Source organism: Paenibacillus timonensis (genome assembly GCF_022427145.1).
Lineage (GTDB): Bacteria > Bacillota > Bacilli > Paenibacillales > Paenibacillaceae > Fontibacillus > Fontibacillus timonensis.
Genome location: NZ_JAKSXN010000001.1, coordinates 22,841 through 36,456, shown reverse-complemented (window position 1 = coordinate 36,456; position 13,616 = coordinate 22,841). Strand labels below are relative to the sequence as shown.

Here is a 13,616-nt window from a genome sequence, read left to right as displayed (position 1 = left end):
GCACGGATGAAACCTCAAATTGCTTTGCAATTATGGAGTATTCGAGAAGCTTGTGGAGAAAACTTTTACGAGGCGCTGCAAGAGGTGAAAAAGAGCGGCTATGATGGCGTCGAGTTTGCCGGTTATTATGGCAAAAGCGCGGCTGAAGTGAAAGGGTACCTGGATGAGCTGGACCTGCACGTTGCCGGGTCTCACATTTCCCATGAAGCTCTTCAGCACCGTCTGGAAGAAACGTTGGCTTTTGAGAAGGAAATGGGAAATACTCGAATTGTCGTTCCCCATGCCAGCTTCCAAACCCTTGAGGAATGGCTAGCTTTCATTTCCGAAATGGAGGAGATTGCGAACAAGGCAGCCGAGCAAGGCATGGAGTTTTTCTATCATAATCATGCTCATGAATTCACGGAGATCCCTGGTCATGACATCCTGGATCTCATGGTGCAACGCACGAAGCATATCCGCTTGGAAATGGACCTTTACTGGCTGGCCGATTCGGGCAAGGACGTGCTCCCTTGGTTAGAACAGCATAAGGAGCGGATCGGGCTGTTCCACATGAAAGACATGCAGGATTCTCCCCGCGAAAGCACGGAGATCGGCTCCGGCGTCCTGCCGATGAAAGACTATGTCCAAATGGCCAAACAATTGGCATTGCCTTGGTTGATTGTGGAGCAGGAAGCATTTCAACGTTATCAGCCGCTAGAGGCTACCGCAATCGATTACCGGAACCTCAAGGCCATTGTCGAGGAGGTCTATCATCAATGATTCAAGTCACCGTATGGAACGAATACCGGCATGAGAAAACCGACAAAGCCGTGCAAGACATGTACCCCGAGGGCATTCATGGCCAATTGGCGAAGTTCTTGGGCGAAGATCAGTTTAAGGTCAAGACGGCCACGTTGGATGAACCGGAGCATGGCTTGACGGAAGAAGTTTTGGAAGATACGGATGTCCTGATCTGGTGGGGGCATATGGCCCATGACGAAGTACGCGATGAAATCGTGGAACGCGTGCATAAGCGGGTCCTGGAAGGCATGGGGCTTGTTGTGCTGCACTCCGGACACTTTTCCAAAATATTCAAGAAACTCATGGGTACCTCTTGCGACCTGAAATGGCGGGAGGACGGCAAGCATTGCCGCATTTGGAACGTGAACCCGAGCCACCCGATTGCCGAGGGAATCGGCGATTTTATCGAATTGGATAAAGAAGAGATGTACGGCGAGCATTTCGATATTCCGGCGCCGGACGAATTGGTTTTTGTCAGCTGGTTCCCGGGAGGCGAAGTCTTCCGCAGCGGCTGTACTTTTCGTCGTGGGAACGGGAAGATCTTCTATTTCCAACCCGGACATGAAACCTATCCAAGCTATTATAACGAAAAAGTGCAAAAGGTCATTAAGAACGGGATTCGTTGGTGCGCTCCAACGCAAAATCGGTATCCGGTCTATGGCCATTACGAAGCACGTGAACAATAAGGAGGGAACGATCGATGAAATTGGGTGTATTTACGCCATTGTTTAATGCTTTGAGCTTTGAAGAGATGATTGTGGAAGTGGCCAAGAAAGGCTTGCAAACGGTCGAAATCGGCACCGGCGGTTATCCGGGGAACGCGCATTTGGATATCGACAAATTGCTGGCAAGCAGCGAAGCAAGATCCGAATACCTGTCCAAATTGGCGGACAAAGGTTTGGAAATCTCCGCGCTCAGTTGCCATAACAATCCGATCTCTCCGGTCAAAGAAGTGGCTGCCGAAGCGGATGCGTTGCTGCGCAAGACGATCAAGCTGGCGAGCCTTCTGAACGTTCCGGTCGTCAATGGATTCTCCGGCGTATCGGGCGGGAATGCATCGGATACTCAAGTGAACTGGCCGGTATTGCCTTGGCCAACCGAATACGACGACAATTACACCTACCAATGGGAAAAGAAATTGATCCCGTACTGGAAAGAGATCAACACCGAAGCCGAAGTGGCAGGCGTGAAGATCGGAATTGAGCTTCATGGCGGGTTCCTGGCACATACGCCTTATACGATGTTGAAACTGCGTGAAGCAACCGGCAAAGCCATCGGCTGTAACCTGGATCCTAGCCATTTGTGGTGGCAAGGGATCGATCCGGTCGCTGCCGTCAAGATCCTTGGGGAAGCCGGCGCGATCCATCATTTCCATGCGAAGGATACTTATTTGGACCAAGACAACATCAACATGTACGGCTTGACGGACATGCAGCCTTACGGAAACGTGAAGACGCGGGCCTGGACTTTCCGTTCGGTCGGCTGCGGCCATGACTTGAAGGTGTGGTCGGACATCATTTCCGCTTTGCGCGTATATGGATACGACTATGTGTTAAGCATTGAGCATGAAGATCCGATTATGTCCGTAGACGAAGGGCTCACTCGTGCTATTACCAACTTGAAATCGATTATGATCCATGAACAACCCTCAGCCATGTGGTGGGCGTAAAGGAGCAAGTAAGATGTCAATCATAAACTTTGCCGTAATCGGCTATGGCGGCATGGGCTCGTACCATGCCCACAACCTAATCCCTGCGGAAAGCACTCGCTTCCATGTGGTGGGAACCTACGACATTTCCGGAGAAAGACAGCAAATCTCCAAGGGCAAAGGCCTGCATATCTACACGAGTTTGGATGAGGTATTAACGGATGGAAACATCGAGGCCGTTCTGATTGCGACACCCAATGATTCGCATAAAGAAATCGCGATTCGAGCCTTGCGGGCGGGTAAACACGTGGTTTGCGAAAAGCCGGTAGCCATGAACACCGAAGAGCTCGATGAGATTTTGGCGGTTGCCAAAGAGACGGGCAATGTCTTTATGGTCCATCAGAACCGCCGCTGGGACCCGGATTTCCTTATCATTCGTCAACTGTACCAAAACAAGGCGATCGGGGATATTTTCCAAATCGAATCCCGCGTTCAAGGAGCGAACGGCATTCCGGGCGACTGGCGCCATGTGCAAAAGCACGGCGGCGGCATGCTGCTGGATTGGGGGGTCCATTTGCTGGATCAGCTGCTCTGGCTGGTAGATAGCCCGATTCAAAGCGTATATTCGGATTTAAGCTATATCTTGGGCGATGAAGTCGATGACGGATTCATGAGCTACATTACGTTTGAAAATGGCGTAAAGGCGCTGGTTGAAGTGGGAACCACCAACTATACCAAACTGCCACGCTGGTACGTCAAGGGGCTTGAGGGAACCGCGAAAATCAACGACTGGGATTTGTCCGGCGAGATCATTGCGGCGACCGGCCGGAAGGATGTGGCGGCACCAACGCCGATCCAAGCGGGTGTGGGGCTCACCAAGACGATGGCACCTCCTTCGGAGGAAGCCACCGAGAAACTGGCATTCCCGGAACCGAAAGCGGATTTTGTTCCGTTCTATCAGAACTTCTATGAGGTCGTTCGCGAAGGTGCAGAGCCGATCGTTAAGAACGAGGAAGTTCGCAAGGTCATGAAGCTGATTGACGATATTTTCAAGTCATGCCCAAAAGGATGACCTTCAGTCATTCCAAACGAAAGGCTAACCGATTGCGGTTAGCCTTTTGTTTCGTTTGACGATCGAAATGATCGGTAGAACTCCCGAAGATCCTGAGCCATCAGCTCCGGCTCCTCCATGGCGGTAAAATGACCGCCGCGGGGAATCGAGGTCCAGCGGGTTACGTTCAGATGGCGCATGGCCCATTCCTTGGGCGGAGGTAAGATGTCCGCCTTGAACAAGGCAAGGGCGGTCGGGACCGCGATGTACCCGAGAGGCGGCAGCGTATGCGCATTTTCATAATAGAGGTGGGCAGCCGATCCTACCGTGTTCGTTACCCAATAAATCATGATATGGGTGAGAAGTTCGTCTTCGGTGAATCTTTGCCGGAGGTTCCCGTTACAATCGCTCCAGGTCCGAAGCTTCTCAAGGATCCAGCTTGCCAATCCAACGGGCGAGTCGGACAGACCATACGCTAGCGTTTGGGGGCGCGTCGATTGAATGGACATATACCCCCCTTCTTGAGCGACCCAGGCCGAAGCGGCTTGTTTATACCGCCGTTCTTCCTCTGAGAGCTCCGCTTCGTCTGTTGAATTCATCAGCCCTCGCAGAATCCCGATGTCCGAGAGATGGATGCCGTATAACAGCTGGGGATGGTTTGCCGCCAGGTACCTTGTCACCCCGGAGCCCACATCTCCGCCGGCGGCAGCGAATTTCGCGTAGCCTAACTCTTCGGTCATGAGCTTTGCCCACATTTCGGAGATGCGGGCATTATTGATGCCAGGACGTGTAGGGCGGCTGGAGAACCCGAATCCGGGCAAGGAAGGGACGATCACGTCAAAAGCATCCTCCGCGTTGCCGCCATGGCTGGCCGGATCTGTAAGCAAAGGGATGATTTTCTCATAACGAAGATAACTGTCAGGCCACCCATGGGTAAGAATCAGGGGCAGGGGATTAGGCCCTTTCCCGCGCTCATGCACGAAGTGGATATCCATCCCGTCGATTTGGCAACGGAATTGGGAGAAGCGGTTTAACTTGGCTTCCTGGGCTCGCCAGTCATATTGATCTCTCCAGTAGGAAACTAGCGATTGCAAATCCTTGATCTCCGCTCCTCTTTCCCAACCGGTGTTTTCGGGTTGCTCGGGCCAGCGCACGCGATGAAGCCGGTTCTTCAGATCGTCCAGGACCTCATCGGAAACGTGAATATGAAATGGTTCAAGTGACATCGAATTCACACCTCTTTCTCTTGTTTCATCGTTTATTATATCCCCCGAGAAAGTGTGATACACTGGCATATATGAAGCATTTGACTATACGATTTGATAGGTGAGGCCATGCCGCAAATAGACCGATACAAGAACCGCATCGTCAACATCGAATTTATCCCGATGGAGGATGTAAGCCGACTTCCGTATCCAAAACGCCGATCGCTCGTCTTGATCACCTCCGGAAGCCTACAAGGCACGCTAAACGGACATCCCATTTCGATCGTCGCTCCGGGTGTCCTTTGCCTGGCTGAAAACGATGATCTACAGGTCACGGAGATGCATCATGTAGCTGCTCAATCCTTCCATTTTCACCCGGATTTCCTGAACAGCGTCCGTTTATCCGAAACGGAGCAATCCTTTCCTTCGGCACCTAGCATTCAAACCGGGCTTTCGTTTTTTCAAAGAGTTGATCCTTATCCGGGCATCCCCCGGCTTACCGTAAACGCTTATCCGTATATCTTTGAATGGTTTTTCGTGCTTGGCACGGAAGTAATGGCGCAAAGCGATGAACGATGGGCGTGCCGGATCAAGAAATACCTCATTCAAATTCTAGGCCTGCTGGAGGAGTTGAATCGCAATCTCGAGCCTTCTCCGGTGGATCTTGTGCTAGAGTACATCCACACGAACTATCCCCGCAAGTTGACCTTGGGGGATTTGACGAAGATCGCGCATTTGAACCGCGTGACCTTAAATAAGCTGTTTCAGGCAAGATGCGGTTCGACCGCGATGGGTTACTTGCTTGCCTATCGGTTGAAAGTGGCTTGCGAACTCTTAACCCATACCGATATGAATCTGAACGATATTGCGCGCGCGACCGGATTTGAATATGACACTTACTTCATCAAACAATTTACGTCCAAAAAGGGGATGTCCCCGACGACGTATCGGAACGACTCTCGCAAGTTTTCCAACGCCCAGTAATCGTTCTGCAAAGTGATTTACTAGCTTTTGGAGCAGCTACTCTTCCAGCAATCGTCCGCCATCATGCCATTGGCCGTACATATGATTTTCTTTCGTGTTCACTAAAAATTTGTCTAATCTACGCTTAAATAATTCGGGTTGGTTTTTGACGCTTTGGATCGTATCGATCCGAACTCTTTGATAAAGAACCGGGAAAGACAAGAAGTTCGCGTATACTTGCGGATCTTCTCGCAGCCTTTGTTCGATCACGCCGTCGATCCGAAAAGAATCGGGCCCCATGTCGGGAAGAACCCTTCGTCCTTCATCGGTCATGAAGCCCAGCTTCTCCAGACGGCGGACCCGTTCTTTATTCAATTCCGTCCATGAACTCTTCTTCCTGCGAGGAGACAGCCTTTGCGCGGTCTCCGTTTCGTTGATCTTCTTCTTGATGCTGTCGATCCAGCCAAAGCACAATGCTTCTTCGACCGCATCCAAATAGGACAGGATATTCGGATCTGGCTTCATGGCGACTACGACCCAACAAGATTTCGCGGTCCGGCTGTTCTCCTGCAGCCAAACCCTCAGCTCTTCTCTAGATTTCACGGGAAGCAGCGGTTCGATCTCCATCGCTTTAGCTCGGGGAGCCCGCAGGTTCCTGATACCAATATAGCGCATAGTCGTTCATGGTGGAGGCGTGGCCGAGCTGACGCAGCATGGTCGATACGTTGCCTCTGTGATAGGAACCGTGGTTGACCAGATGCAGCACCATTTCCGATCGGCGAGTTTGGCGGGGACCGGCGAACGGATTATTCAACAGCACGGATTGCTCCAAATCGGGTTGGCTTTGGAACCAGGTACTGAATTGTTCGGCTAACTCGGTATAAGCGTGGGCATATTCATCCACGGACTCCAGGACACGTTCGTTTAGCGGACGTGTTGCTTGAAAGGCTTCAGGCATCTCCATCCCCGTTAACACCAGATACCACATCTGATCCACGGCATAAATATGGCTTAGCGCGTGGGCAAGAGTAGGGAACGAGCTGTTTACTTCTTGGCTTAATACGGAGGAGGGGAGTTCCCGGATTCTTCCCAGAATCGTTTGGTTCGCCCAAGTGTGATAGTTGTACATTTCTTGTGGAATATTTGTCATTTAAATCGTCTCCTTTGGTTGTGGATGTCCTGATTATATAAAAAGAAGTATGACAACAGACTGTCATACTTCTTCATAAAGTTTAAGCGCTTTTTGCAGTTGTTCCTTGATGATCCCGCGAAGTTGGGGCGGCTCGAGGACTTCGGCGCCGCCGCCAAAGCTGAGCAGAATGGACCAGAGCCAGCGTGCACCAAGAGGTTGGTATACCGGAATCCGCACGGTCATGCTCCCATCGTCGTGAAATTGCTTCTCCGCCTGGTGAAACTGGTCCATGACATCGGCCAAAGATTCAGGGTTCACCCGGATTACGACTTCTTCCACCTGTCCTTGCCATGACTTACTGCCGGAACCGGTCTTCTCCGGTACCTCGTGATGCGGCCCAAACGAATCCGGCATGAGACGTACATTCAGCATCCGGGATAACCGGAACTCCCGATAATCCTGCCTTGACCGGCAATACCCATAGACGTACCAGTTGCCAAATTTAAACTGGAGCCGCAGCGGCTCCAGTTCGCGGGACCGGCGTTGATTCTGGGCATTGATGTAATCAAACCGCACGACCATTCGCTGCGTGATGGCGGACCGAAGAAGAGGAAGCACGCCTGTATCCGTCCGGCGGGTTTCCAAGTCTACGGCCAAGCTTGGCGAACGATACTCCGGTTCAATCGTTTGCAACCGTTCGATGGTTCCTTGGGCACGCTCGTCTTCGAATACGGTAGATAAGCTGTTCAGCACGGTAATGAGGGAAGCTACATCATAGGAGCCCAACAAGCTTTTGTCCATTTTGTACCCGTCCATGATACCGTATCCGCCGTTCGTGCCCTGATACGAGACGACCGGGAAGCCGGCGGCGCAGAGCACATCGATATCCCGATAGATGGTTCTTGGCGAAACTTGGTATTCCTCGGCCAGCGTGGCAGCTGACAAAACATCGTGATTCAGCAGCTTATAAATGATGGAGATCAATCGCTCCAATTTCATAGGGATCTCCTTCCCCAATCACATAACTGCTCCATAACGGGGATGAGCGTCTCCGCTTTAGGAGTCAGCCGGTATTCGACTTTGGGAGGGACCTGGGGATATTCCTTCCGATCCACCAGACCATCCGCCTCCAGTTCTTTCAGCTGGGAGCTGAGCATTTTATAAGTAATTGGACTAAGCCGTCTTTTCATTTCATTAAAACGAACCGGCTGATTCTCCGCCAGGAGGTATAAAATCAGCATTTTCCACTTCCCGCCGATCACCGAAAGGGTATAGCCAAACGGCGTTTCTTGAATCCGGCCTATCCCTTGATAATCCGCCATTCCCATCATTTCACTATCCTTTCGGGTAGTACCTTTCAAAATAGTGCGTACTACTTCTTAATTTGTGCCCAGTTTATACTATCCTTACTTTGATGTAAAGGAGAGAAAACAATGGCTCAAATCCAGACGTACAACCATGATCTTTGGGATCATGGCATTTCCCAGGGGTATGCGGTCAACGGCACCCTCTATATTTCCGGACAATTCTCCCATGATGCGCATGGCTTATTCGTTGGCGCTGGGGATATCGAAGCCCAAACCCGGCAAACGCTCGACAATTTGGATCGCGTGCTCGGGAGCTTTGGGGCCCAAAGATCGAACCTTGCTTATTTGGAGGTTTATTTGACCCGCCCACAGGAGCATTTTGAAGCTGTGCTTGGGTTGTTTAAGGATTATGTGGGAGAACACCGACCCGCCGGATCACTGCTTGGGGTGACCTACCTGGCTTCGCCCGAGCAGTTGATTGAAATCAGCGCCGTCGCCCATCTGGATTAAGGCGGAGCAAACGTGCTTAAAGCTCACGGAACATAATGTTCGGTGAGCTTTTTTATATGTATCATCAACTCCATTGCACAAATCGTCAATCCCCCTAAACGAAATCAACATGCCATTGGAGGTTTTGCCCATAGGCCTGCTTCGTTCGATGCCCGTATGCTGGGTATGGGTTATTCACCGCCCATTTCAAATCATGGAGGGGGAAGGTACATGGACAACAAAAAAATCATGCCTCGATGGATTTCCACCGCTTTGGCCATCGGCATGCTTGGCACCACGCTGTTGGCTTGTTCCAACGGAGGGCAAGCGGGAAGCGCAAACCAAAACGAAGGCGGAGCCAACTCGGGAGGGAACGCGCCGGTGACGGAGGCGGCGACGTATCCGATCCAAACGGATGAGACGCTGACGTATTGGGGAGAGCTTACCGGGAATTTGGTCGGCGTCAAAAACACGCACCAAGACGTTCCTTTTTTCAAAAAATGGCAGGAGAATACGGGGGTACCGCTTGAGTTTCTAGCGCCGCCGGCAGGCCAAGGCCGCGAAGCGCTTAACGTCATGCTCGCGTCGGGCGATTTGCCGGACATGATCGAATACAATTTCATGAGTTTTCCCGGCGGGCCGGAGAAAGCGATCAGCGACGGATATATCCTTCGCCTGAACGATCTCATCGACAAATATGCGCCTAACTTGAAGAAGTATCTGGAGGCAAATCCCGATATCGATAAAATGGTGAAAACCGACAGCGGTAGCTACTACGTGTTTCCGTTCATACGGGGGGATGAGTATCTGCGGGTATTCCAGGGACCGATGATCCGCAAGGATTGGCTGGATGACCTGGGACTGCCGGTGCCGGAAACGATCGACGAGTGGACCACAACGCTTAGAGCGTTCAAAGAGAAGAAGGGAGCTGCCGCTCCGCTCTCGATGGTCAGCAAACCGCGCTTCTTCAATGAATCTTACAACGGGGCGTTCCTTGGCGCTTTCGGGGTGACCCAAGGATTTTACCAAGAAGACGGCGTGATTAAGTTCGGCCCGGCGGAACCGGGATTCAAGGAATACTTAAGACTGTTCCAGTCTTGGTACAAGGAAGGGCTGCTCGATAAAAATATCGCGACGGTCGATGGGAAAGCGCTGGACAGCAATCTCGCTTCCGGAGCTACGGGGGCCGCGATCGGCAATGCCGGCGGCGGCATGGGGAAATGGCAACCTCTGATCGAGGCGAACGACCCGAAAGCGGTGCTCGTGGCGACGCCTTATCCGGTATTGAACAAAGGCGACAAGCCGAAATTCGGGCAGCGCAATCAAGCGTACTCGTCCGAAGGCACGGTCGCGATTACGACCGCGGCTAAGAACCCGGAGCTGGCGGTTCAAATGCTCGATTACGGGTACAGCGAGGCAGGTCATATGTTCTTCAACTTTGGGGAGGAAGGCGTCAGCTACGAGATGGTGGACGGATATCCGAAGTACACGGACCTGCTTATGAAAAATCCGGATAAACTCGCGCCGGCGCAAGCGATCTCTTTATATGCCCGCGGCAGCTACAACGGGCCTTTCGTGCAAGATAAACGTTATGCGGAGCAGTTCTTCGCCCTGCAAACCCAGCGGGATGCCATCGAAATCTGGAAGAATACCGATGCCGCAAAATATCAACTGCCGCCGATTACGCCAACGCCCGAGGAAAGCTCGGAATATGCGGCCATCATGAACGACATGAACACGCTGGTGGATGAGATGACGATCAAGATCATTTTGGGCGAGGAATCCGTCGATCAGTTCGAGAGCTACGTGGACAAAATGAAGTCGCTTCGCCTGGATCGGGCCATCGAAATCCAGACGGCGGCGCTGGAGCGTTATAACAGCCGGTAACAGCCCTGCGGGAGGGCACGTAGCCCTCCCGATTCGAAATGAGGTGAATTCGAAGACGCATGAGCAAACCAACCTCCTTCAAACGTCGGTTTATCCGGGACTTCCGGATGAACAAATACCTGTATCTCATGATGATTCCCGTCGTCGCCTACTATCTGGTTTTTCACTACGGCCCGATGTACGGCGCGGTGATCGCATTTAAGGATTTCTCCCCGATCAAGGGCATTCTCGGAAGCGATTGGGTCGGGCTGAAGCATTTCGAGGACTTCTTCGGCAGCTACTATTTCTTGCGGGTGCTGAAAAATACGATCATGATCAGCTTGTACACGCTGATTTTTGAGTTTCCCGCACCGATCATTTTGGCTTTGCTGATCAACGAAGTGCGACGCCGCCATTTCAAACGGGTTGTCCAGACGATTACGTATATGCCGTACTTCATCTCGCTTGTGGTCATCTGCGGCATCATTACGGACTTTACGAATGCGGACGGCCTCATTAATCGGCTGTTCATGCAGTTTGGGTACGACGGGCAGGCCATGCTGCAGAAACCCGAGCTGTTTCGGCCCATCTATGTGTTATCCGAAATTTGGCAGCGGATCGGCTGGGAGTCGATCATTTACATCGCGGCGCTCATGAGCATTGACCTTGAGCAATACGAGGCCGCACGGATGGACGGGGCCAGCCGGCTCAAGCAGATGTTCTATATCACACTGCCGGGGTTGCTGCCGGTCATCACCATTATGTTCATCTTACGGATCGGAAATTTGCTTAACGTTGGTTTCGAGAAGATTATTTTGCTGTATAATTCGGTCACGTACGAGACCGCGGACGTCATTTCCACGTTCGTGTACCGCAAGGGCTTGCTGGAGTTCGGCTGGAGCTACAGCTCGGCCGTCGGGTTATTTAATTCGTTGATCAATCTCGCGTTGCTCATCTCCGCGAATTACATCAGCCGCAAAGTGAACGAAAACAGCTTATGGTGAGGTGAAGAGGGATGAAGACGGAAAGCAGCGGTTGGTTGGACCCTGTATTTAATGCAATTAACTATACCCTGTTGATCCTGTTGGTAGCGGCTACCTTGTATCCGCTGCTCTATGTATTGTTCGCGTCGTTCAGCGACTCGGCCCAGCTCCTGGCTCATAAGGGGTTTCTATGGAAGCCGGTCGGCTTCAGCTTGGCAGCGTATGAGAGCGTTCTCGCCAATCCGGGGATCGGGATCGGGTTTCGCAACACGTTGTTTATCGTCGTGTTCGGGGTGACCGTCAACCTCTTCATGACGGCGCTGGGCGCTTATGTGTTGTCCCGCAAAAACGTGATGTGGAACAAAATGTTCATGTTCCTCATCGTATTTACGATGTTTTTCGGCGGCGGGCTGATTCCGATGTATTTGGTCGTCAAAGGCGTTGGCCTCCTGGACTCGTTGTGGTCCACGATTATTCCGTTTGCAATCAGCACGTTTAATTTGATCATTATGCGCACCTCGTTCATGGGCATCCCGGACAGCCTGGAGGAATCGGCAAAGATCGATGGGGCGAACCATTTCACGATCCTGTTCCGGATCATTATCCCGCTCTCCATGCCCGTGATCGCCGTGATGATCTTGTATTATGCGGTGGACAAATGGAACGGCTGGTTCTATGCCTCCGTGTTCATCAAAAGCCGGGAACTGTTCCCGCTGCAGCTCGTGCTGCGCGAAATCCTGATCTCCAACTCGACGGACAGCATGTCGATCGGGGCCTCCGCCGGCGATCGGTTTCAGATCGGGGAGACGATCAAATACGCGACGATCATCGTGGCGACTTTTCCGATTATGTGCGTGTATCCGTTTTTACAGCGTTATTTCGTGAAAGGCGTTATGGTGGGATCGTTGAAGGGTTGATGGCAACATCCATTAGGAACGGTTGAGGAGGAGAAGCATGACAACGACCATCGAATCGATCGGCCTAGAGATATGGCCGCGGTTGGAAGCGAAAATGTCCCGTATGCGGGAGGCCCTGGGAGACAAGTGCCCCCATGTCGCGGGGGCTGACGGAATTTACGACGATACGAGGCTGGACTGGTGGACCGCCGGGTTCTGGCCGGGAATGCTGTGGCTGATGTACGAGATGACGGGAGAGGATCGTTGGAGAGAGGCTGCGTGGCCTTGGGATGAGCGGTTGTTCGAGTTGTTCCTGCAGGAGAATGCCTTTGATCACGACGTGGGTTTTCATTTCTTGCCGACGGCGGTTTTCAAATATAAGCTGACGGGCGACAAGAACGCCTTGCGGCGGGGGTTGTTCGCGGCAAACTTCCTGGCCGGGCGTTTCAACCCGCGGGGCAGCTACCTCCGGGCCTGGAACGGTAACGATAAGGCGGGATGGTCGATCATTGATACGATGATGAACGTATCGCTGCTGTTCTGGGCCTCCCAGGAGAGCGGCGATCCTCGGTTTGCCCATATTGCCAAGGCGCACGCGGATATGGTCGTGAAGCAATTCGTGCGAGCCGACGGTTCCACCCATCACATCGTCGCCTTTGACCCGGAATCGGGCGAACGCGTGGAGGCGCTGGGAGGGCAAGGGGCCGGTCCCGACTCGGCCTGGAGCCGGGGGAACGCCTGGGCGCTTTACGGTCTGGCGAACACCTACCGCTACACCGGAGATTCCGCGTACTTAAGCGCGGCGCAACGCGTGGCGAATTTCTTTGTCGCCAGCTTGCCGGAGGACGGCGTGCCGCCGTGGGATTTTCGCGCCACGCCTGAGGCCGGGGACGATGGAATTCCCCGCGATACCTCGGCTGGGGCGATCGCCGCATCCGGCTTGCTGGAGCTCGCCGATTTGCTGGAAGACCCCGTCGGTAGACCTTACCGGACGGCAGCCGAACGGATGCTCCGTTCGCTGGCGGCCAAGTATGCCACCTGGGACGATCCGGGGCATGAAGCCATCTTGGTTCAGGGAACCGGCCACAAACCGGCGAACCAGAACGTGAACGTTTCGCTGATTTACGGCGATTACTTCTTTGTGGAGGCCTTTGCCAAGCTCAGAGGGTGGAACCGGCGCATTTTTTAATCGCAAATCATGAATTTCAGCCCGAGGGACCGCAAGGTCCGTTCGGGCTATTTGCGTTGGATGGTAGCAGTGCCGCTCGCCTGCCGTTATTGTCAATCGAATTGAAC

Annotated in this window: 15 protein-coding genes; 10 read left to right on the top strand and 5 right to left on the bottom strand. The window is 52.7% G+C overall.

Features of this window, described 5'->3' with window-relative positions; translation table 11 throughout:
- The first annotated feature begins 6 nt into the window (after positions 1–6).
- Genes MJ257_RS00175 through MJ257_RS00160 form a run of 4 tightly spaced genes read left to right on the top strand, consistent with a single transcriptional unit; the run spans position 7 to position 3,500 of the window.
- Positions 7–759 carry a sugar phosphate isomerase/epimerase family protein gene (locus MJ257_RS00175; protein ID WP_240267372.1) on the top strand — a complete coding sequence of 251 codons (753 nt, stop codon included), beginning with the start codon at positions 7–9 and terminating at the stop codon, positions 757–759.
- Positions 756–1,466 carry a ThuA domain-containing protein gene (locus MJ257_RS00170; protein ID WP_240267371.1) on the top strand — a complete coding sequence of 237 codons (711 nt, stop codon included), beginning with the start codon at positions 756–758 and terminating at the stop codon, positions 1,464–1,466. The genes MJ257_RS00175 and MJ257_RS00170 overlap by 4 nt, the downstream gene beginning before the upstream one ends.
- A gap of 14 nt (positions 1,467–1,480) precedes the next feature.
- Positions 1,481–2,449, top strand: a complete 969-nt coding sequence (locus MJ257_RS00165) for a sugar phosphate isomerase/epimerase family protein (RefSeq protein WP_240267370.1) — start codon at positions 1,481–1,483, stop codon at positions 2,447–2,449.
- Between the two features lie 13 nt (positions 2,450–2,462).
- The gene (locus MJ257_RS00160) at positions 2,463–3,500 is read left to right on the top strand and encodes a Gfo/Idh/MocA family protein (RefSeq protein ID WP_240267369.1); all 1,038 of its coding nucleotides are present in this window, start codon (positions 2,463–2,465) and stop codon (positions 3,498–3,500) included.
- A gap of 38 nt (positions 3,501–3,538) precedes the next feature.
- On the opposite strand, the gene MJ257_RS00155 is transcribed toward MJ257_RS00160, so the two are convergent.
- The gene (locus tag MJ257_RS00155; RefSeq protein WP_240267368.1) at positions 3,539–4,705 is read right to left on the bottom strand and encodes an epoxide hydrolase family protein; all 1,167 of its coding nucleotides are present in this window, start codon (positions 4,703–4,705) and stop codon (positions 3,539–3,541) included.
- Between the two features lie 108 nt (positions 4,706–4,813).
- Between MJ257_RS00155 and MJ257_RS00150 the strand changes: the two genes are divergently transcribed.
- Positions 4,814–5,668 carry a helix-turn-helix domain-containing protein gene (locus tag MJ257_RS00150; RefSeq protein WP_240267367.1) on the top strand — a complete coding sequence of 285 codons (855 nt, stop codon included), beginning with the start codon at positions 4,814–4,816 and terminating at the stop codon, positions 5,666–5,668.
- 36 nt (positions 5,669–5,704) lie between these two features.
- On the opposite strand, the gene MJ257_RS00145 is transcribed toward MJ257_RS00150, so the two are convergent.
- From MJ257_RS00145 to MJ257_RS00130, 4 genes are all read right to left on the bottom strand, one after another.
- Positions 5,705–6,274, bottom strand: coding sequence for a YdeI/OmpD-associated family protein (locus tag MJ257_RS00145; RefSeq protein ID WP_240267366.1), 570 nt, complete (start codon positions 6,272–6,274; stop codon positions 5,705–5,707).
- A 4-nt stretch (positions 6,275–6,278) separates the two neighbouring features.
- Positions 6,279–6,797 carry a DinB family protein gene (locus tag MJ257_RS00140; RefSeq protein WP_240267365.1) on the bottom strand — a complete coding sequence of 173 codons (519 nt, stop codon included), beginning with the start codon at positions 6,795–6,797 and terminating at the stop codon, positions 6,279–6,281.
- A 63-nt stretch (positions 6,798–6,860) separates the two neighbouring features.
- Positions 6,861–7,778: a helix-turn-helix transcriptional regulator gene (locus tag MJ257_RS00135; protein WP_240267364.1), complete on the bottom strand. Its 918-nt coding sequence runs from the start codon at positions 7,776–7,778 to the stop codon at positions 6,861–6,863.
- Positions 7,775–8,107, bottom strand: coding sequence for a winged helix-turn-helix transcriptional regulator (locus tag MJ257_RS00130; protein ID WP_240267363.1), 333 nt, complete (start codon positions 8,105–8,107; stop codon positions 7,775–7,777). The genes MJ257_RS00135 and MJ257_RS00130 overlap by 4 nt, the downstream gene beginning before the upstream one ends.
- A gap of 105 nt (positions 8,108–8,212) precedes the next feature.
- Between MJ257_RS00130 and MJ257_RS00125 the strand changes: the two genes are divergently transcribed.
- From MJ257_RS00125 to MJ257_RS00105, 5 genes are all read left to right on the top strand, one after another.
- Positions 8,213–8,596, top strand: a complete 384-nt coding sequence (locus MJ257_RS00125; protein ID WP_240267362.1) for a RidA family protein — start codon at positions 8,213–8,215, stop codon at positions 8,594–8,596.
- Between the two features lie 210 nt (positions 8,597–8,806).
- On the top strand, positions 8,807–10,462 hold the full coding sequence (locus MJ257_RS00120) for an extracellular solute-binding protein (protein WP_240267361.1): 1,656 nt from the start codon (positions 8,807–8,809) through the stop codon (positions 10,460–10,462).
- A gap of 59 nt (positions 10,463–10,521) precedes the next feature.
- A complete protein-coding gene (locus tag MJ257_RS00115) occupies positions 10,522–11,445 on the top strand; it encodes an ABC transporter permease (protein WP_240267360.1) in 924 nt (307 codons plus the stop codon).
- 11 nt (positions 11,446–11,456) lie between these two features.
- Positions 11,457–12,341, top strand: coding sequence for a carbohydrate ABC transporter permease (locus MJ257_RS00110; RefSeq protein ID WP_240267359.1), 885 nt, complete (start codon positions 11,457–11,459; stop codon positions 12,339–12,341).
- Between the two features lie 37 nt (positions 12,342–12,378).
- The gene (locus MJ257_RS00105) at positions 12,379–13,509 is read left to right on the top strand and encodes a glycoside hydrolase family 88 protein (RefSeq protein ID WP_240267358.1); all 1,131 of its coding nucleotides are present in this window, start codon (positions 12,379–12,381) and stop codon (positions 13,507–13,509) included.
- Positions 13,510–13,616: the final 107 nt, after the last annotated feature.